Origin of the sequence: Nonomuraea sp. NPDC001636 (genome assembly GCF_040298265.1) — a bacterium.
Taxonomy (GTDB): domain Bacteria; phylum Actinomycetota; class Actinomycetes; order Streptosporangiales; family Streptosporangiaceae; genus Nonomuraea.
This window is the reverse complement of sequence record NZ_JBEOZT010000020.1, coordinates 147,053-164,822: the sequence shown is the minus strand read 5'-3', so window position 1 is coordinate 164,822 and position 17,770 is coordinate 147,053. Positions and strand designations below refer to the sequence as shown.

18 protein-coding genes are annotated in these 17,770 nt (G+C 73.6%); 10 read left to right on the top strand and 8 right to left on the bottom strand.

Features of this window, described 5'->3' with window-relative positions; genetic code table 11:
• Nucleotides 1-107: 107 nt before the first annotated feature.
• The 4 genes from ABT158_RS32350 to ABT158_RS32335 all read left to right on the top strand — a co-directional run bounded on the left by ABT158_RS32350 (nt 108) and on the right by ABT158_RS32335 (nt 3,969).
• A complete protein-coding gene (locus ABT158_RS32350) occupies nt 108-1,421 on the top strand; it encodes an extracellular solute-binding protein (protein ID WP_352359906.1) in 1,314 nt (437 codons plus the stop codon).
• 141 nt (nt 1,422-1,562) lie between these two features.
• Nucleotides 1,563-3,029 (top strand): multicopper oxidase family protein, encoded by a 1,467-nt coding sequence (locus tag ABT158_RS32345; protein ID WP_352359904.1) that lies wholly within the window; start codon nt 1,563-1,565, stop codon nt 3,027-3,029.
• A gap of 18 nt (nt 3,030-3,047) precedes the next feature.
• Nucleotides 3,048-3,455, top strand: a complete 408-nt coding sequence (locus tag ABT158_RS32340) for a DoxX family protein (RefSeq protein WP_352359902.1) — start codon at nt 3,048-3,050, stop codon at nt 3,453-3,455.
• A gap of 61 nt (nt 3,456-3,516) precedes the next feature.
• A complete protein-coding gene (locus tag ABT158_RS32335) occupies nt 3,517-3,969 on the top strand; it encodes a DUF1579 family protein (RefSeq protein ID WP_352359900.1) in 453 nt (150 codons plus the stop codon).
• 67 nt (nt 3,970-4,036) lie between these two features.
• On the opposite strand, the gene ABT158_RS32330 is transcribed toward ABT158_RS32335, so the two are convergent.
• Complete coding sequence (locus tag ABT158_RS32330) at nt 4,037-4,744, bottom strand: TetR/AcrR family transcriptional regulator (RefSeq protein WP_352359898.1); 708 nt, start codon at nt 4,742-4,744, stop codon at nt 4,037-4,039.
• Between the two features lie 100 nt (nt 4,745-4,844).
• Between ABT158_RS32330 and ABT158_RS32325 the strand changes: the two genes are divergently transcribed.
• Both ABT158_RS32325 and ABT158_RS32320 read left to right on the top strand, forming a co-directional pair.
• Nucleotides 4,845-5,783, top strand: a complete 939-nt coding sequence (locus ABT158_RS32325; RefSeq protein WP_352359896.1) for an NADP-dependent oxidoreductase — start codon at nt 4,845-4,847, stop codon at nt 5,781-5,783.
• A 96-nt stretch (nt 5,784-5,879) separates the two neighbouring features.
• Entirely contained in the window at nt 5,880-6,251 is a 372-nt protein-coding gene (locus tag ABT158_RS32320) for a DoxX family protein (RefSeq protein ID WP_352359894.1), read from the top strand.
• 6 nt (nt 6,252-6,257) lie between these two features.
• Here ABT158_RS32320 and ABT158_RS32315 read toward each other — a convergent pair whose 3' ends face one another.
• Nucleotides 6,258-7,541 (bottom strand): acyltransferase family protein, encoded by a 1,284-nt coding sequence (locus tag ABT158_RS32315; RefSeq protein WP_352359892.1) that lies wholly within the window; start codon nt 7,539-7,541, stop codon nt 6,258-6,260.
• Between the two features lie 239 nt (nt 7,542-7,780).
• Between ABT158_RS32315 and ABT158_RS32310 the strand changes: the two genes are divergently transcribed.
• Nucleotides 7,781-8,566, top strand: coding sequence for a tryptophan 2,3-dioxygenase (locus ABT158_RS32310; protein ID WP_352359890.1), 786 nt, complete (start codon nt 7,781-7,783; stop codon nt 8,564-8,566).
• Nucleotides 8,563-9,774 carry a kynureninase gene (locus ABT158_RS32305; protein WP_352359888.1) on the top strand — a complete coding sequence of 404 codons (1,212 nt, stop codon included), beginning with the start codon at nt 8,563-8,565 and terminating at the stop codon, nt 9,772-9,774. The genes ABT158_RS32310 and ABT158_RS32305 overlap by 4 nt, the downstream gene beginning before the upstream one ends.
• Nucleotides 9,775-9,839: 65 nt before the next feature.
• Here the strand turns inward: ABT158_RS32305 and ABT158_RS32300 are convergent, their stop codons facing one another.
• Genes ABT158_RS32300 through ABT158_RS32290 form a run of 3 tightly spaced genes read right to left on the bottom strand, consistent with a single transcriptional unit; the run spans nt 9,840 to nt 12,957 of the window.
• Nucleotides 9,840-11,519 (bottom strand): CoA-transferase, encoded by a 1,680-nt coding sequence (locus tag ABT158_RS32300; protein WP_352359886.1) that lies wholly within the window; start codon nt 11,517-11,519, stop codon nt 9,840-9,842.
• Complete coding sequence (locus tag ABT158_RS32295; RefSeq protein WP_352359884.1) at nt 11,516-12,280, bottom strand: enoyl-CoA hydratase/isomerase family protein; 765 nt, start codon at nt 12,278-12,280, stop codon at nt 11,516-11,518. Before ABT158_RS32295 ends, ABT158_RS32300 begins: the two co-directional genes overlap by 4 nt.
• The gene (locus tag ABT158_RS32290) at nt 12,280-12,957 is read right to left on the bottom strand and encodes an FkbM family methyltransferase (protein WP_352359882.1); all 678 of its coding nucleotides are present in this window, start codon (nt 12,955-12,957) and stop codon (nt 12,280-12,282) included. The genes ABT158_RS32295 and ABT158_RS32290 overlap by 1 nt, the downstream gene beginning before the upstream one ends.
• Before the next feature lie 212 nt (nt 12,958-13,169).
• Here ABT158_RS32290 and ABT158_RS32285 point away from each other — a divergent pair, with 212 nt between their 5' ends.
• Complete coding sequence (locus ABT158_RS32285) at nt 13,170-14,039, top strand: arylamine N-acetyltransferase family protein (protein ID WP_352359880.1); 870 nt, start codon at nt 13,170-13,172, stop codon at nt 14,037-14,039.
• 21 nt (nt 14,040-14,060) lie between these two features.
• On the opposite strand, the gene ABT158_RS32280 is transcribed toward ABT158_RS32285, so the two are convergent.
• A complete protein-coding gene (locus tag ABT158_RS32280) occupies nt 14,061-14,468 on the bottom strand; it encodes a VOC family protein (protein ID WP_352359878.1) in 408 nt (135 codons plus the stop codon).
• A 95-nt stretch (nt 14,469-14,563) separates the two neighbouring features.
• Here ABT158_RS32280 and ABT158_RS32275 point away from each other — a divergent pair, with 95 nt between their 5' ends.
• Nucleotides 14,564-15,589 carry a helix-turn-helix transcriptional regulator gene (locus ABT158_RS32275; protein WP_352359876.1) on the top strand — a complete coding sequence of 342 codons (1,026 nt, stop codon included), beginning with the start codon at nt 14,564-14,566 and terminating at the stop codon, nt 15,587-15,589.
• 10 nt (nt 15,590-15,599) lie between these two features.
• Here ABT158_RS32275 and ABT158_RS32270 read toward each other — a convergent pair whose 3' ends face one another.
• Both ABT158_RS32270 and ABT158_RS32265 read right to left on the bottom strand, forming a co-directional pair.
• Nucleotides 15,600-16,265 carry a nitroreductase gene (locus ABT158_RS32270; RefSeq protein WP_352359874.1) on the bottom strand — a complete coding sequence of 222 codons (666 nt, stop codon included), beginning with the start codon at nt 16,263-16,265 and terminating at the stop codon, nt 15,600-15,602.
• Between the two features lie 14 nt (nt 16,266-16,279).
• A complete protein-coding gene (locus ABT158_RS32265; protein WP_352359872.1) occupies nt 16,280-17,689 on the bottom strand; it encodes a serine hydrolase domain-containing protein in 1,410 nt (469 codons plus the stop codon).
• Nucleotides 17,690-17,770: the final 81 nt, after the last annotated feature.

Genomic DNA, 17,770 nt, shown 5'->3' with positions numbered 1-17,770 from the left:
TCACATTCACGTCGCGGGGCCCACATCCTTTGAATTGCTGTCTGAGCTCACGAAACACCGCATTTCACAAGATGTGCGGCAGGGTGGCCGCGTTCATCATGAGGCGAATGAGAACGGTCATCAGCGTCTGGATCGCCGAGCATCCCCTGCCGGACTACCTGGGCCCGATCAGGAGGATGGCCGCCGACTTCGAGGCCGCGCACCCGGACCTCCGGATCGAGATCACCGGGCACGGCTTCCGCGAGCTGCCCGCCGAGGTGGCCCGCGCGGCCGGCCGGGGCGAGCCGCCGGACCTGGCGGAGTACTACGCCACGGCCACCCGGCTCGCGCTGGACACCCGGTCGCGTTCCGGCGCGCCGCTGTTCACGCCGATCGAGCGCGCCGTCGGGGGACGCGCGGAGATCCTCGGCGAGCCGGTCGTGCTCGCCGACCTCGAACCGGCCGTCCGCGGCCACTACACCTACCGCGGCGAGCTCGTCGCCGCGCCCGCGACGGCGACCACGGCGGTGCTGCTCACCAACGCCACCCTGCTCCGCGCGGCCGGTATCGACGCGCCGCCGCGCACCTGGGAGGAGCTGGAGCGGGCCTGCGCCGCCGTGCGGGCGCTGCCCGGCGGCCCGCCGCACGGCGTCTCCTGGGCCAACCACGGCTGGCTGTTCCAGCAGGCCGTCGCCGGGCAGGGCGGCCTGCTGGCCGACCACGACAACGGCCGCGCCGGCCGCGCCGGACGGGTGGACCTGGCCTCCAAGGAGCTGCTGGCCTACGCCGCCTGGTGGCGGCGCCTGCACGCCGAGGGCCACTACCTGCGCGCGGGCGAACCCGGTGACTGGGGTCCGGCGCTGGGGGCGTTCCTGGGGCAGCGGGTGGCGTTCACGATCGCGTCCTCGGTGGTGACCGGCATGATCGCCGAGCGCGGGCGGGAGTCCGGGTTCGAGGTGACGGCGAGCCCGCTGCCGCACAACGAGAGCCTGCCGCGCGCCGGGCACCTGGTCTCCGGCCAGGCGCTCTGGCTGACCGACGGGCTGCCGCCGGAGCGGCGGGACGGCGCGCTGGCGTTCGTCCAGCACCTGCTCAGCGCGGGCAACGCGGCGCGCTGGCACCGGGAGGCCGGATTCCTGCCGGTCACCGGGGCCGCGACCGGCCTGCTGGAGGAGGAGGGCTGGTTCGACCGGCACCCGGTGCACCGGGCCGCGACCGCCCAGCTGCGCGCGGCCGACGGCTCCCCCGCCGCGCTGGGCGCGGTGCTCGGGGACTTCGCCGGGATCCAGGACCTGATGACGCAGGCCATGACCCGGGTGCTGGACGGCGCCGACCCCGACGACTGCTTCGCCGAGGCGTCGCAGCGGGCTCAGGCCCTGCTCGACGCCTACAACGCCGACTGCCTGGACGGGCGCACCCCGCGCCGCCTGTCGGTGGGCTGAACCACCGCCGCCTTCCGGGCGGCGGCACCGCTCCCACGGCATCCGCCCGTGAAGTGAGCACTTCAGAAGAAGACCGTGCCGGCGGGCGATGCCACGCTCGGACATGGCGATGGGAGTTCCCGTATGTTAAGCCGACGGCGCTTGATCGTTCTCGGTGGCCTGGCAGGAGGCGCCGCGCTCACCCCGGTGTCCCGCGGGCTGTTCGGCGAGCCGGAACAGCAGGCGCAGCAACCGCACATGATGCGCATGCACGACCACGGGGGCCGGGTCCCCGCGGTCCGCACCGGCGCCACCGCGACGCCCTTCAGCGTCGCGATGCCGGTGCCCCCGGTGCTGGCCCCCGTGGCCACCCTGCCGGGCATCGACTTCTACCGGCTGTCCATCCAGCAGGCGACCACCGAGATCCTGCCGGGCGTGAGCACGCCCGTGCTGACGTACGGCGGCCAGTTCACCGCCCCCACCATCCGCGCCCGGCAGGGCCGCAGGGCGCTGGTCACCTTCGACAACAAGCTCGGCCACGAGGCGAACGTGCACCTGCACGGCGGCCGCGTGCCGGCGGCCAGCGACGGGTACCCGATGGACCTGATCGCCGACGGCAAGTCGAAGACCTACGACTACCCGAACGCCCAGGCCGGCGCGACGCTGTGGTACCACGACCACACCCACCACATGGAGGCCGAGCACGTCTACCGCGGCATGCACGGCTTCTACCTGGTCGAGGGCGCCGACGAGCAGCAGCTCGGCCTGCCGTCCGGGGCCTACGACGTGCCGATCCTGCTGCGCGACGCGCTCTTCGACGACCAGGGCGGGCTCGTCTTCGACCCGGCCGACCCCTACAACCGGCCGACGCTGATCGCCAACGGCAAGGCCCAGCCGTACTTCAAGGTCGCGGCCCGCAAGTACCGGCTGCGCCTGCTCAACGGCTCCACGCACCGGATCTTCGAGCTGTCGCTGAGCAACGGCGCCCAGATGACGCAGATCGCCACCGACTGCGGCCTGCTTGCGGCGCCGGTGCCGACGTCCAAGCTGGTGCTCTCCTCGGGCGAGCGGGCCGAGGTCGTGATCGACTTCGGCGCGTTCCCGCTGGGCACGCAGATCACGCTGGAGGACGTGAGCGGGTCCGTGCTCCGCTTCGACGTCGTACGGCGGGCCGTGGACCGCAGCCGCGTGCCCAGCCAGTTGCGCGCGATGGTCCCGCTGGCCGCGGCCACGCAGACCCGGCAGCTCACCCTCAGCCTGGACCCGGTCAACATCCAGGCCCTGATCAACAATCAGGCGTTCGACGCCAATCGGGTGGACATGCAGGTCAAGCGGGGAACCAGCGAGGTCTGGGAGGTCACCAACTCCGACACCAACGTCGGGGGCTCGGGCTTCGGCGTCCCGCACAACTTCCACACCCACCTCGCCCAGTTCCGGATCCTGGACCGCGACGGCACGCCGCCGCAGCCGGGCGAGGCGGGGTGGAAGGACACGGTGCTCATCCAGCCGGGCGAGACCGTGCGCTTCCAGGCCAGCTTCGGCGACTACCTGGGGCGATACGTCTACCACTGTCACATGTTGGAGCACTCGGCCATCGGGATGATGGGCCAGATGGAGATCGTCAACTAGTTCCTCAAGGAGGACTGCATGAGCACCACGAACAGCACGTCCGCCGTCGGCCGGTCCACCGGCCGCGGCGTCAACATCGCCCTCTGGGTCGCCCAGGTCCTTCTGGCGTTCCAGGTCGGCCTGGGCGGTGTGCTCAAGCTCGCCGGCGACCCGACCATGGTCACCATGTTCGAGGACATCGGCGCCGGCCAGTGGTTCCGCTACGTGGTCGGCGTGCTGGAGATCGCCGGCGCGATCGGGCTGCTGATCCCGCGTCTAAGCGGCGTGGCCGCGCTGGCGCTGATCGGCCTGATGATCGGCGCGGCCGGCACCAACGCGATCGTGCTGGGCGGCGTCCCGGTGATCGAGGCCGTCCTGCTGGTCGTCCTGGCGCTGGTCGTCTGGGGCCGCTGGTCCCGCGTCAAGGCGTTCTTCGGCGCCAAGTGAGCTCACCCCCGCCCGGTACGCGATCGGCGTACCGGGCATCGACCTGTCCCGTGGAGGGAACATGACAGAGACCGCCAACCCGCAGAACCAGCTGCCCACCCCCGACCCCTCGCTGCAGACCCTGCAGCCGCTGGTCGGCACGTGGGAGATGACGGGCAAGGACTTCGGCACCGGCGAGGCGACCGGCGGCCGGCTCGTCTTCGAGTGGATGGACGGCGGCTTCTTCCTCGTCCAGCGCGTCGAGATGAGCCACGGCGGCGGCACGATGACCGGTGTGGAGTACATCGGCCACGACCCGGAGAGCGGCGCGCTGCGCTCGCACTACTTCGACAGCACCGGCAACAACTTCGTCTACGTGTGGAAGCTCGACGGGCGCGACCTCAACATCTGGTTCGGCGCGGAGGGCTCGCCGGCCGGGTTCAGCGGCGCCTTCAGCGAGGACGGCCGGACCATCAGCGGCCGGTGGGAGTGGCCGGGCGGCGGCTACGAGGCCACCATGACCCGGGCGGGGTAGCCGGACCGATCTCGTGACGGCCGGGCCCGGCCCCCACGGCCCGGCCGCCGCCCCCCGTCCCGGCTGCTCACCCCAGGTCGTCGCCGGGGCCGGGGGCGGGGCGGGTGAGGCGGACCATGGCCCGGTACAGGGCGGTGGGGGCGGGGGTCGGCTCCAGCGGGGGCAGGTCGGCGCCGGGGGCGGCGTAGGCGCGCAGCATCTGGCCGACGAGGCGGCGCCAGGTGTCCGGGGCGGCGTCGCCGGTGGCGGCGATGACCCCGGCGTTGGCCATCAGCAGGATGACCATGTCCTGGTCGGTGAAGTCCGCCCGCAGCCGGCCGGTGGCCTTGGCGCGCTCGATGAGGTCGAGGAAGCCGTGGTAGGCCGCGGCCCGGCGCTTCTCCAGCGCCTTGGCCGCGGGGAAGGTCATGGCCAGCACGTCGGCGAAGCCGCGGTCGGCGGCCTGCATGGCGCACACGGCCTGGACGTAGCCGACGAAGCCGTGCCAGGGGTCGGGGTCGGCCAGCGCCTCGGCGACGGCGGCGGCGTAGGCGTCCATGCGGTCGGCGAAGACGGCGTTGATGAGCTCCTCGCGGGTGGCGAAGCGGCGCGACAGGGTGGCCTTGCCGACCCCGGCGGCACGGGCGATGCAGGCCATGGAGACGCCGAGGCCGTGGCTGGCGTACAGGCGGCGGGCGGTGGCCACGATGCGTTCGCGGTTGCGCTCGGCGTCGGCGCGCAGGCCCGGCCCGGGCTGCTCGCCGGAGGGTGCGGAGGCGTCGGCGGGATGATCCATGCCTCCATCCTACCCAAGTGGAACGACCTACCCATTTTTCTTGTTACGCTGGGCAGCACGAAACGGGTAGCCCGTTCCACTTTTCTGAGAGGTTCCGCTCATGCGTGCTGTCATGCTGAACTCCGTCCCCGCCGACCCGGCCCTGGCCGACCTGCCCGTCCCGCGGCCGGAGGCCGGCGAGGTGCTGGTGAAGGTCGCCGGATCCGCGGTCAACGGCTTCGACCTGGCCGTGGCCGCCGGCTATCTGCAGCAGATGATGGAGCACCGGTTCCCGCTGGTGGTGGGCAAGGACTTCGCCGGCACCGTCGAGGCGCTCGGCGAAGGCGCCGAGGGCTTCACCGTCGGGCAGCCGGTCTTCGGCGTGGTGATGAAGCCGTTCCTCGGCCCCGGCTCGATGGCCGAGTACGTGACCGTGTCCGCCGGTTACGGCATCGCCCCGCTCCCCGAGGGGCTGGGCGTGGCGGAGGCGGGGGCGCTGGGCCTGGCCGGCACCGCGGCGCTGGACAGCCTCGACGCCGTGGCCCCGGCCGAGGGCGAGACCGTGCTGATCTCCGGCGCCACCGGCGGCGTGGGCGCGCTGGCCGTGCAGCTGGCCGCCGCCCGCGGCGTCCGGGTGATCGCCACCGCCCGTCCCGGCGCCGAGGCCGACTTCGTCACCGGGCTCACCGCCGCCAAGGTCGAGCTCGTCGACCACGACGGCGACCTGCCCGCCCAGGTCCGTGCGCTGGCCCCGGCGGGCGTGGACGCCGTGCTGCACCTGGCGGGTGACGGCGCCGAGCTGGCGGGACTGCTGCGCGGCGGCGGCCGGCTCGCCTCGACCCTCGGCCTGACCCAGGACGCCGTCCAGGACGCCGCGATCATCGTGCACACGGTCATGGCCGACCCGAACCCGCGGACCCTGAGCGAGCTGGCCGCCCGGGTCGCGGCCGGTGCGCTGCGCGTGCCGGTCACCGCCACCTACCCGCTGGAGCAGGCCCCCGAGGCGTTCGCCGCCTTCCGCGCGGGCACGCTGGGCAAGATCGCCGTCACCTGCTCCTGACGTCCCCGGGCTGAAGGCCCGGGACCGTCCTCACCCCTCGACCGGCCACGCCGGGGCCCCTCGCCCCGGCCACCCCCTTCCGCGAAGGAACCCGTGATGAACATCGCCCTGTGGATCGTGCAGGCCGTGCTGGCCCTCCTGTTCGGGCTCGCCGGACTCACCAAGTCCACCCAGCCCAAGGAGAAGCTGGAGCCCAGGCTGCCCTGGGCCGAGGACTTCTCCGCCGGCGCCGTCCGTCTCATCGGCCTCACCGAGCTGGCCGGCGCGCTCGGGCTGATCCTGCCCGCGGTCACCGGCGTCGCGCCCGCCCTGACCCCGCTGGCCGCGGCCGGCCTGGCCGTGGCGATGGTGCCGGCCGCGCTCGTGCACGTCCGCCGCAAGGAGCCCGGCGCGATCGCCGTCAACGCGATCCTGTTCCTGCTGGCCGCGTTCGTCGCCTGGGGACGCTTCGGACCGCACCCCTTCTGAGCAGCCCTAGACCGGGACGCGCGGGCTCTCGGCCGGGCGGCGCGGCTCGGGCTCGGCGCGGCGGGCCACCAGGCGCTCGCGCAGCCGCATCGCGGGCAGCTCGACCAGGTAGTAGCTGACCGTCGCGACGGCCACCGTGCCGACGAGCACGACCGCCAGCAGCTCCCAGAAGCCGGACTTGCCCATCACCATCGGCATCGGCACCGGCGGCGCGCCGAAGACGCTGCCGTTCTGCAGCCAGAGGTACTGCAGGATGAAGTGCCACAGGTAGACGCCGTAGGAGATGCGGCCGAAGAAGCGCATCGGACGGTTGGTGAGCACCGCGTCGATGACCTTCGAGTGCACGCCGGGCACCACCACCGGGGCGATGACCAGCAGCGCGAAGATCAGGAACAGCACCATCTCGGCCATCGCCTCGGGCACGGTGGCGTAGTCGGCCATGCCGGGCTTGCCGAACGGCCGGATGCAGTTGATCACGTAGACGACGGCCGCGCCCAGCCAGAACAGCAGCGGCCGGCGGGCCACCAGGCGGTAGAAGGCGGGCGTGGTGTCCTTGGCCTCCGCGTACGCCGACAGGATGGCCAGGCCCATGCCGATGGCCAGGAACCCGGTGAAGCCGATCACCCAGAAGTACTCGTACGGGAAGGGGCCCATCGACTCCAGGTGCGTGTACGCGGTCCAGGCCAGGCCGACGAGCACGAAGACGCCCAGCGGGACCAGCAGGCGGCGGGCCTTGGCGCCGGGGTCGGCGGCCTTCCTGGCGTACCGGTCGAAGATCCAGGCCAGGATGGGCAGCGCCAGGTAGAAGGTGACCTCGGCGGGCACGGTCCAGGTGGGCTCCAGCCCGGCGTAGCCCGCCTCCGGGCCCGGCACGTAGTAGTGCATGAGCAGCAGGGGGCTGAGCACGTACCAGAGGCCGTCGACGCTCTTGAGGTTGAGCAGCAGCAGCGCCGCCACGGCCACCAGCCAGTACGCGGGCAGGATCCGCAGCATGCGCTTGATCAGGTAGCCCTTGAGCTCAGGACGCGGCGTGCCGACGATCGTCGCCCTGGCGAACGGCCGGTACAACAGCAGGCCGGACATCACGAAGAAGGGCGGCAGCAGCACGTTGAGACCCTGGATCAGCACGGGCCAGATGCCGACGGACGGTTTGTCGTAGAAGCCGATGACGCCGGCGGCGAAGGCGACGTGCACCACGATCACGCCCAGTGCCAGATATCCGCGCAGCCCGTCGAGCCGAGGGGCACGTTTGCCGGCGCCGCTCCTCTTGATGATCTCCGGTGAGGTCATGGCATGTTTCCTCGCAGTTCGCTCGCTGATGGGGCTCGGCGCCCCCTCGGCGCCATCGTCACGCGCGGCCGCGGGCGGCCGCATCTCGTGTCGTGCTGAATTCCCCGTGCCGCCGGACGGCCTTTTCCACATCTTCCGGAATGCGTTTCCGGCGAATTGCAGGAAGCGGTCCCGGCGGGGCAGGTAGCTGCCCGCGAACGGCCTGTCGCCCGTTCCCCGGGGCGCGCATCGTTGGGGCCATGAGAGAAGACACCGTCCTGACGTACTCGTCCTACCTGGCGCTGGAGGAGATCCTCACGGCGCAGCGACCGGTTTCGGAGAGCCATGACGAGACCCTGTTCATCATCGTCCACCAGGTGTACGAACTGTGGTTCAAACAATTGCTGCACGAATTCGCCGAGCTGCAACTCGAACTCGCCGGCGGATTCACCGCGCACGCCATGCGGACTTTGCACCGGTCCTTGAAGCTGATGCGGCTCGCGGTCTCCCAGATGGACGTCATGGAGACGATGACGCCGTTCCAGTTCGCCGCCTTCCGCGGCAAGCTGGGCACCAGCAGCGGCTTCCAGTCGGCGCAGTTCCGCGAGATCGAGGCGGTGCTGGGCCGGCGCGACGAGCGCATGCTGCTCGGCCAGGCCGAGGGCACCCCGGCCCGCGCCCGGATCGAGGCGGCGATGGCCAGGCCCACGCTGTACGACTCGCTGCTGACGTACCTGTACCTGCGCGGCTACGAGGTGCCGCAGGACCGGCTGCACCGTGACGTGCGGCTGCCGCTGGAGCCGTCGGAGTCGCTGCAGGACCTGCTGCTGCGCGTCTACCGGGACGACACCGGCGCGGCCCAGCTCTGCGAACGGCTGGTGGACCTGGACGAATGCCTCCAGGAGTGGCGGTACCGGCACCTGAAGATGGTCGAGCGCACCATCGGCGCCCGGCCGGGCACCGGCGGCTCCAGCGGCGGGGCGTACCTGCGGGCCTCGCTGACGCCGTCGTTCCCCGACCTGTGGGCGGTCAGGAGCATGGCATGAACGACATCTCGGGACGTCTGGCGCCGCACTACTCGGCCTTCCGCGCGGCGGACCGGCTGCTGCTCACCGGCCACTCCCACCAGGCCTGGCCGGACGTGGCGCTGGCCGGGCAGATCGAGGCGTTCGACGACGCCGCCAGGGACGTGGACGACAAGTGGGCCGCCGCGTTCAGGAAGGCCGACCGGGTCAGGGAGGGGTTCCGGCTCTTCCTCAGCGACCCGTACGCCGAGCTGGCCCTCGGGTCCAGCACGCACGAGCTGGTGCTGCGCTTCCTGTCGGCGCTGGACCTGCGCGGCCGGCCCCGGCTGGTCACCTCCGGCGGCGAGTTCCACACGCTGCGGCGCCAGCTCGCCCGGCTGGCCGAGGAGGGGGTGGAGGTGGTGGTCGTCCCGCCGGAGCCGGTGGGCACGCTGGCCGCGCGGCTGGCGGACGCGGCCGACGGGCGCACGGCCGCCGTCCTGGTCTCGGCGGTGCTGTTCGAGACGGCCAGGATCGTGCCGGAGCTGGACGCGCTCGCCGCCGTCTGCCGCCTGCGGGGCGCCGAGCTGCTGGTGGACGCCTACCACGCGCTCGGCGTCGTACCGTTCTCGACGGCGGGCCTGGACTCGGCCTGGGTGGTGGCGGGCGGCTACAAGTACCTGCAGCTCGGGGAGGGCAACTGCGTGCTGCGGCTGCCGGCGCACGCCGACCGGCTGCGGCCGGTGGTGACCGGGTGGTACTCGGAGTTCGCCGAGCTGGCCGAGGACCCGCGGGCGGGCGGCCGGGTCGGCTACCCGGCGGGGGCGGCCCGGTTCGCGGGGGCGACCTACGACCCGGTGAGCCACTACCGGGCGGCCCGGGTGTTCGACTTCTTCGCCGCGCAGGGGCTGACGCCGCAGGTCCTGCGGGCGGTGTCGCTGCGGCAGCGCGGGCTGCTGGCGGCGCGCTTCGACGAGATCGGCGCGCCCGCGCACGTGGTCAGCCGGGACCTGGACGCCGCGCCCGGGGAGTTCGGCGGGTTCCTGGCGCTGCGCTCGCCGTACGCGGGGCGGCTGCGGGCCGGGCTGGCGGCGCGGGGGGTGCAGGCCGACAGCAGGGGCGAGTACCTGCGGCTCGGGCCGGCGCCGTACCTGTCGGACGCGCTGCTGCACGCGGCCATGGACCGGCTCGCCGCCGAGATCCGCTCACTGCCGTCCGGCGCGACGTCCGGGGCGAGGCGGGCGGCGTGAACCGGAGGGGGCGGCGGCGCACAGCCGGGCACCCGCCCCCGGCTCGGCCTTGCACGCGGCGGCGGTCAGGGGCGGAAGAGGGCCGGGTCCATGGGGACGAGCGACGGCGAGACGCGGACCGGGAAGCCGATCTGGTCGAGCACGTCGCGGCGCAGGTCCACGCCGGGCGCGAGCTCCACCAGCTCCAGGCCGCCGGCGGTGACGTCGAAGACGGCCCGCTCGGTGACGACGCGGGCCCACTGCCCGCGCCGCACGCCCTCGCCCAGCCGGTACGTGACGTGACCGGCCCGCGGCACCAGCTTGCGCACCCGCCCTTCGGCCAGGATCCGCAGCCCGCCGTCGGCGCAGCTCACCCGGAGGCCGTCGGTGGTCAGCGTGCCGGCGAAGACCAGCCGCGTGGCGTTGTGCGCGATGTCCACGAACCCGCCGGCGCCGGGGTTGGCCGCGCCGAACCGGCTGACGTTCACGTTGCCCTCGGCGTCGATCTGGGCGAAGGCGAGCGCGGCGAACGGGCAGCCGCCGCCGTCGATGAAGTCGAACTGAGAGGGCCCGTCGAGCAGCGCCCGCGGCGAGTAGTTCGCCGAGAACTGCCAGCCGCTCATCACGATGCCGCCGAACGAGCCGTGCTCGGTGGTGAACAGGTGCTCGTCCAGGCGGCCGTCGTCCAGCAGGCCGTCCTCGGCCATGGCCAGGACGGCGTCGGAGGAGGCGCCGAACCCGAAGATCGAGGTCTCCCCCGGCCTGACCTCCCTGGCGACCCGGCGGGCGATCACCTTGTCCGGGCCGGACGGCAGCCGCGGCACCCGCGCGACGGCGTCGGGCACGTGCCGGAGGTAGCCGGGGTCGTGCCGTACGCCGGTGGTCATGGGCGCGTCCGGAACCACGACGACCCGGTCGACGAGCGCCCCTGGCACGCGCATCTCGCGCGCGGGCGACGCGCCGGCCGGCACGATCCGCGACACCTGCGCGATCACGGTGCCGCCGCACGCCTTCACCGCGAGGGCGATCGCCAGCGCGCTGGAGAACAGCGGCTGGTCCTCGAAGGACAGGTTGCCGTCGGGGTCGGCGGCGCTCGCCCGGACCAGTCCGGCGTGCAGCGGCCAGGACGGGTAGAACAGGTACTCCTCGCCGCCCAGCTCGACCAGCTCCACCAGGTCCTCCTGGGCCAGGCGGGTGAACCTGCCGCCGCCGTGCCGGGGGTCGGCGTACGTGCCGAGGCCCACGCGGGTCAGGTAGCCGGGGCCGCGCCGGGCCACCTCGCGCAGCCAGTGCATGGCGGCGCCCATCGGCCAGCTGTACGCCTCGACGAGGTCGTTCTGGATCAGCTCGGTCAGGGCGGGGCGGGCGCCGGTCACCGGGTGGCGGGGGTTGATGAACGAGGCGGACACGATGCGGCGCATCAGGCCCTTCCTGGCCACGTGGTCCATGCCGCCGATGCCGACGGCGTCCCCGGTGGCGCAGGGGAAGTAGAAGGTCAGCTCGCGCGGGGCGCCGGTGGCGGCGAAGCGCTCGCCGAGCGCGGCCAGCAGGGCGTCGGGGGTGAGCCAGCCGATGACGCCGGTGCTGGCGACGGCCTGGTGGTCCTCGATGAGTGCGACGGCCTCGGCCGCCCCGCACACCTTGCCCGTCCGTCCGCCCGCGACCGTCTCAGAGGACCGGTCCGGGGCCTGGTCCGGGGCGTGGCCCTGGTCCGGGGCCTGGTGCAGGTCCGGGGCCTGGTGCTGGTCCTGGTCCGGGCCGGTCATGGGCGGGCTCCGAAGCGGGCCAGGCTCTCGCGGGCCGTGGCGGAGGCGCAGTCGGCGCCGAACATCCAGGCCGTGCGCGCGTCGAGCGTCTCGGCGGGCCCGCTCACCGCGTCGGTCAGCGCCCGTTTGGCGGAGGCGACCGCGTGCGGGGGCAGCTCGGCGAGCCCCGCCGCCACCTCCAGCGCGCACGCCAGCGCCTGCCCCGGCGCGGTCAGCTCGTCGGCGCCGCCGATCCCGTGCAGTTCGCGGCCGGTCAGCGGGCGGTCGCCCCAGACCAGCCGCCGCGCGGCGACCGGCCCGACCCGGGCGGCCAGGCTCTGGATGCCCCAGGGCGGCACCCAGCCGAGCCGCACCTCCGGCAGGTGCCAGCGGGCGTCCTCGGCGGTGACCACCACGTCGCAGCCGGTGGCCAGCAGGAAGCCGCCGCCGAGCGCGAAGCCCTCGACGGCGGCCACCACGGGGATGCCGAGATGCTGGACGGCCCTGGCCACGCGCCCGGTGTCGGCCTCGTGCCGCACCATGCCCTCACGCGTCATCCCGGACAGCTCCTTCAGGTCCGACCCCGCGCAGAACCCCGGCGGCGCGCCCGTCAGCACGGCGGCGCGCACTCCGGGGTCGTCGTCCAGCTCGGCCAGCGCGGAGCCGAGCGCCGCGACCAGCCCGGACCCGAGCGCGTTGCGCACGCGGGGCCGGTCGAGCCGCAGGACGGCCACCGCCCCGCGGCGCTCGCACGCCAGGCCCCCGTCCGACGGCCGGTCCATCAGAACGGGGTGGGCCAGGGGGCCAGCCAGGCGACGTCCACGACGCCGGGACGCAGGTGCGGCCAGGCGGCCACCTCGCGCCAGCCGTGCGCCGTCATGTGCTCGGCGATGCTGTCGAGGGTCGAGCCGCCGCTGTAGCGGGCCGTCACGCTGCCCTCGACGACGGCGAGCCGCAGGCGGCTCAGGTCGGTCCCGGCCAGCACCTCCAGCTCGGCGCCCTGGGCGTCCACCACCAGCACGTTGCAGCCGTGCTGCACCTCGCTGACGGGGATCACCGGGACGACGTCCTGCCGGACGACGGCCATGGGCAGCAGCGGCGGCAGCATGCTGGACTGCTTGTCGTAGGGGGTGACGTTGAGCGTGGCCTGGCCGCGTTCCCGGCCGGCGCACGCCGCCACGACCTCGCGGGCCGGGTGGCCGTGCTCGGGCTCGGGCAGCCCGGCGGCCAGGTGGTGCAGCCGGAGCTGCTCGCGCAGCGCGGGCAGGTGGTCGCCGTTGGGCTCCATCATGACCAGGCGGCGGAACCCGCATCTGGTGAGCGCCTCCACCTCCTGGCCCCGGTGCGCGCCCACCTGGATCGCCCCTTCGGCCGGCAATCCCAGCTTGTCCAGCAGGTCGGGCAGGTGATCCTCCCATCGGGCGCTCACCCGCTCCGGTGCGACAGTCTGGTTGCGCATCTGGTCGTCTCCTCCCGGTGAACCGCTCAGGGCAGCGTCATCGTGGTCATCCTCGGTCGCGGCCGCGCGCCGCCGCATCTCGTGGATTGCGCGGTACGTCCGGATCGCCGTCCCGCGTCGCCGTCCCCGCGTCGCCGCCGGGCGAGCAATCCGCGAGGTGCGGGACGGCCGGGCGGCGGACCACGATGGACGCGCGACCGAAGGGAGGGCCCATGCGGCGAACTCGTGACCGTGACCTGAACGCCTACCTCGACCGGCTGGACGTCGGCGACCCCGGCGAGCCGTCGCTCCCGGCGCTGCGCGCCCTGCACCGCGCGCACGTGGAGCGGGTGCCGTACGAGACGTTGGAGGTTCAGCTCGGCCGGCGGATCACCGTGGACCCGCGCGAGTCGGTCGAGCGGGTGCTGCGCGGGCGCGGCGGCTACTGCGTGCAGCTCAACGGGGCGTTCGCCACGCTGCTGACCGCGCTCGGCTACGACGTCACCTGGCATCGGGCGGGGGTGCAGGCCGCCGTCCGGGCGCCCGCCTCGCCGGCGTCGTTCGCGCCGCACCTCGCGCTCACCGTCGCGCTCGACGGGCAGGACTGGCTGGTGGACATCGGGCTCGGCGACGGGCTGCACGAGCCGCTGCCGCTGCGGGCGGGGACGTACCGGCAGGGGCCGTTCGAGTTCCGGTTGTCCGCCTCGGACGTGGAGCCCGGCGGCTGGCGGTTCGACCACGACCCGCGCGGGTCGATCGCCGGGCTGGACGTCGAGCGGGCCCCCGCCGAGCCGGGGGACTTCGTGGAGTGGCATCCGTACCTGTGCACGTCGCCCGAGTCCCGGCTGGTGCGGGCCGCCGTCGTGCTGCGGCGCGACGCGACGGGCGCCGACTGCCTGGTGGGCTGCATGCTGCGGCGGATCGGCGCGGACGGCAGGACCGAGCGGGAGCTGTCCACCCGGCGGGAGTGGTTCGAGGCCCTGGAGGAGGTCTTCGGGCTGCGCCTCGACGACGTCAACGGCGCCGAACGCGAGGCCCTGTGGACCAAGGTCCGCGACGCCCACCTGGCCTGGCAGTCCCGCCGCCGCACCCCCGCCGCCTGACCCGGCCCGCCGGTTTTCCGATCAGCGGGCGGACCTCGCCACGGCCGCCGGGGTGACCGGGGTGACCGGGGTGAAGAAGTTGACGAGATTGCCGTCGGGGTCGCGGAACAGCAGCGACCGGTTGCCCCAGGGCATCGTGGTGGGCTCGTTGACGAAGCCGGTGACGAAGCCGGCCAGGTTCTCGTACGCGCGGTCCACGTCGTCCACCAGGAACTCGACGATGACGCTGTGGTTGTCGGCCGGGCGGGCGGAGCCCGGGGCGAACAGCGGGACGGTGCGGGTGCCCGCGATCGCCAGCGTGGCGGTGGCGGTCCTGATCTCGGCGAAGTCCTCGGTGGACCAGGTCGCCTTGGTCCCGGTGGCTCGCTCGTAGAACCCGGCGAGGCGGGCGACGTCAGCGGTGATGATGCGGATCGAGACGAAGTTCATGACGTTCCTTCAGTGTTCGTACAGCTCTTGGCATCCCGCACGGTACGACTGATACTGGACGGATTCGGTCCACTATTCGCCATAGGCTCGTCCTCATGTCGCCACCCACCGGTCGTGTGCTCACGCTCCTGCAGTTGTTGCAGTCGGGCGGCGTCCGCACGATGGCCGAGCTGGCCGACCGGCTCGGCGTGGACGGCCGCACCGTGCGGCGGTACGTCGGTCAGCTCGTCGACCTCGGGCTGCCGGTCGAGTCGGTGCGCGGCCGTTACGGCGGCTACCGTCTCGCCCGCGGCTACCGCCTGCCGCCGCTCATGCTCGACGACGACGAGGCGCTGGCCGTGCTGCTCGGCCTGATCGCCAACCGGCGGACGGCCGGCGCCGCAGGCGACACCGCTAGCGAGACGGCGGCCGCGAAGATCCGCCGGGTGCTGCCCGAGCGGCTCGTCCGCAGGCTGGACGCGCTCATGGAATCCCTCGCCTTCACCGGCCCGCCCGGCGGGCCCGCCGGCCCGGACGCCGCCGTCCTGCTCACGATCGCCGACGCCGTACGCCACCGCCGGCCCGTCTCGATCCGGTACGCCGACCGCGCCGGCCGGCGCAGTGACCGCACGCTGCACCCGTACGGGATCGTCAGCCACGCGGGCCGCTGGTACGTCACCGGCGAGGACCCCGGCCTCGGCGAGGACCGGACCTTCCGCCTCGACCGCGTCGCGGACGCCCGCGCCCTGCCCGGCTCGTTCGAGCCGCCCGCTGGACGCGCCGCGCAGGATCCGGCGCAGCGCGTCCTGTCGGGGTTCGCCACCGCCTCCTACCGGCACGAGGTGACCCTGCGGATCCACGGGACGGCCGAGCGGATCCGCACCCGCCTGCCCGCCGCCGTCGCCACCATGCAGGAGATCATCGACGAGCCCGCTCCCGACACCGCCGGGGAGCCCACTGGGGAGGCCGGTCCGGCGGGCGAGCGCTGGTGGCGGGTCGAGCTGCGGGCCGAACGGCTCGACTGGCTGCCCGGCGTGCTCGCCGCGCTCGACCGCCCGTTCGTCATCGAGCGTCCCGACGAGCTGCGCGACCTCGTCCTCGCCGTCGCCGGCCGCCTCGCCTCCCGCGCCCGCCGCCCCTGACCGCCCGGCGTCACACCCCGACGAAGCTCACCGTCTCCGCCAGGTCCGCCCGCCCGGTACGCAGCCGCGGCACGCCCTCCCTCTCGAAGCCCACCGCGACCCCGCAGAGCAGGACAAGCCCGTCATGGGCGCCGACGGTCGTGCTGACGGTCTCGCGGTACATCGTCCACATCACCTGGGGGCAGCTGTGCACCCCTTCCGCCCTCAGCAACAACATGACCGTCTGCAGGTACATCCCGGCGTCCGCCCACTGCCCGGGGCCCATCGCCCGGTCGAGGTAGCAGAACAGGACGACCGGCGCCCCGAACGCCGCCGAGTTCAGGGCGGCGATCCGCCGCGGCCGGTCGGGGTCGTCGCGCTCGATCCCCAGCGCCCTGTACCGCTGGTCGGCCGCGGCGGCGAACCGGTCCAGGTACGGCGAGGTCAGCTCGGCCGGGTACATCGGGTACTCCCGCTCGTCACCCGGGTCTCCCGCCAGCGCCCTGGCCGTCGCCCGCCGTTTCAGCTCGGCCAGCGGCTCGCCGGCCACGACGTACAGCCGCCACGGCTGAAGATTCCCGCTCGACGGGGCCCGCGTCGCGGCGGTCAGCACGCGTTCGAGCACCTCCTTGGGGACCGGCTCGTCGCTGAACGCCCGCACCGCCCGGCGGCTGTCCACGGCCTCGTACACGTCCATGCCTTCTCGCCCTCTCACCTCGACCTGCCCGTGCGGGCCGCGGCGAGCAGCCGTGCGGCCGTCACCGCCGCGCCCGCGACCGCGGCCGTCACCAACCAGGTCATGAACGTCGGATACAGATAGACCACCTGGATCCACATGATGTCGCCACCCCGCAGGAGCACCCGCATGATCGGCACGATCATGACGCACAGCGCGAGCGGGGCCAGATGCGGCAGCAGCCGCCACCGCCGCCACCCGACGCACCCGACGGCCCAGCGCCGGGAGCGGGCCACGCCCCGTACGGCCAGCCCGATGGTCGCGAGGGTCAGCAGGACGAACAGGAGGTCGGTGACGAGGTAGGGCGGCGCGGAGGGGATCTCGGGTGTGCCTCCCTCGATCAGGGCGACCAGGCCGTCCATGAGGGCGCCGGCGTCGCCGAAGGCCGTCCCGGTGTTCGCCATGACCGCGACGCCGTACCCGCGCGTCGGCATCAGCAGCTGGGCGGCCGTGGAGGTGAACAGGTCGCCGTCGTGCCGGACGACGGGCGTGCCGCGCGCGGTCTCGCCGATCTCCCAGCCGAGGGCGTACTCCCCGTCCTGCTCGGACGGCGTGCGCATCTCCTTGACGCTCTGCGGGGAGAGGATGCCGTCGTTCTGCGCGATCAGCCATCGGGCCAGGTCGCCGGCGGTGCTGAGGATCCCGCCCGAGCCGTTGCCGAACCCGGGCGGCTCCGGCACGGCGACGGCCCGGCCGAGCACGACCAGATGGCCGCGGGCGCTGCCGGGCAGGTCGCGGTCGGTGTCGACCGTCCTGCTGTGGCGCATGCCGAGGGGCGTGAAGACGTTCTCGTGCAGGTACGCCGCGAACGGCCGCCCGCTCACCACCTCGACCAGCCGCGCGGCGACCTGGTAGTTGGTGTTGTGGTAGCTGAAGGCGGTGCCCGGCTCCGCGGCGAGCCGCGCCGTCCTCAGGCGGGCCACGGCGCCTTCGAGCGTGCGGGGCTGGGGCAGGCTCTTCTCGTGGAAGGCCGAGTCGGCCATGCCGGAGGTCTGGTTGAGCAACTGCCGCACGGTGATCCGGGCGGCCCTGGGGTCGGCCATGGTGAACTCGGGCAGGTAGCCGCGCACCGGCCCGTCCAGCTCGACCTGGCCTTTCTCCACCAGTTGCAGGACGGCGAGCGAGGTGAAGGACTTGCTGACCGACGCCACGGCCATGGGCGTGTCCGCCGTCACCGGCTCGCCGGCGGCGGTCCGGCCGTACCCGGCGGCGTGGACGACCTGCCTGCCCTTGGTGATCGCGACCGCGACCCCGGGCAGCCCGGTCGCCTCCCGGTACCTCGTGACGAAGGCGTCCACCGACGAGGGCGCGAGGTCCTGGGGCGCGGCCGGGCCGGACGCGAGCGGCAGGGCGAGGCAGAACACGGCGACGATGTCTCTGAGCACCCGCCCAACGCTACGGATCACCCGCGTGCCGCGACCATGGCGAAGTCCCTCCCGCTTCACCTGCGGAAAACCGCCATTCCC

Bases quoted from the DNA above. Each gene is read 5' to 3' on its own strand.
- ABT158_RS32335 (WP_352359900.1), top strand. From the start codon at position 3,517: ATGACAGAGACCGCCAACCCGCAGAACCAGCTGCCCACCCCCGACCCC.
- ABT158_RS32350 (WP_352359906.1), top strand. From the start codon at position 108: ATGAGAACGGTCATCAGCGTCTGGATCGCCGAGCATCCCCTGCCGGAC.
- ABT158_RS32305 (WP_352359888.1), top strand. From the start codon at position 8,563: ATGAACGACATCTCGGGACGTCTGGCGCCGCACTACTCGGCCTTCCGC.
- ABT158_RS32280 (WP_352359878.1), bottom strand. From the start codon at position 14,468: ATGAACTTCGTCTCGATCCGCATCATCACCGCTGACGTCGCCCGCCTC.
- ABT158_RS32310 (WP_352359890.1), top strand. From the start codon at position 7,781: ATGAGAGAAGACACCGTCCTGACGTACTCGTCCTACCTGGCGCTGGAG.
- ABT158_RS32270 (WP_352359874.1), bottom strand. From the start codon at position 16,265: ATGGACGTGTACGAGGCCGTGGACAGCCGCCGGGCGGTGCGGGCGTTC.
- ABT158_RS32285 (WP_352359880.1), top strand. From the start codon at position 13,170: ATGCGGCGAACTCGTGACCGTGACCTGAACGCCTACCTCGACCGGCTG.
- ABT158_RS32320 (WP_352359894.1), top strand. From the start codon at position 5,880: ATGAACATCGCCCTGTGGATCGTGCAGGCCGTGCTGGCCCTCCTGTTC.
- ABT158_RS32295 (WP_352359884.1), bottom strand. From the start codon at position 12,280: ATGGACCGGCCGTCGGACGGGGGCCTGGCGTGCGAGCGCCGCGGGGCG.
- ABT158_RS32290 (WP_352359882.1), bottom strand. From the start codon at position 12,957: ATGCGCAACCAGACTGTCGCACCGGAGCGGGTGAGCGCCCGATGGGAG.
- ABT158_RS32300 (WP_352359886.1), bottom strand. From the start codon at position 11,519: ATGACCGGCCCGGACCAGGACCAGCACCAGGCCCCGGACCTGCACCAG.
- ABT158_RS32275 (WP_352359876.1), top strand. From the start codon at position 14,564: ATGTCGCCACCCACCGGTCGTGTGCTCACGCTCCTGCAGTTGTTGCAG.
- ABT158_RS32340 (WP_352359902.1), top strand. From the start codon at position 3,048: ATGAGCACCACGAACAGCACGTCCGCCGTCGGCCGGTCCACCGGCCGC.
- ABT158_RS32315 (WP_352359892.1), bottom strand. From the start codon at position 7,541: ATGACCTCACCGGAGATCATCAAGAGGAGCGGCGCCGGCAAACGTGCC.
- ABT158_RS32330 (WP_352359898.1), bottom strand. From the start codon at position 4,744: ATGGATCATCCCGCCGACGCCTCCGCACCCTCCGGCGAGCAGCCCGGG.
- ABT158_RS32325 (WP_352359896.1), top strand. From the start codon at position 4,845: ATGCGTGCTGTCATGCTGAACTCCGTCCCCGCCGACCCGGCCCTGGCC.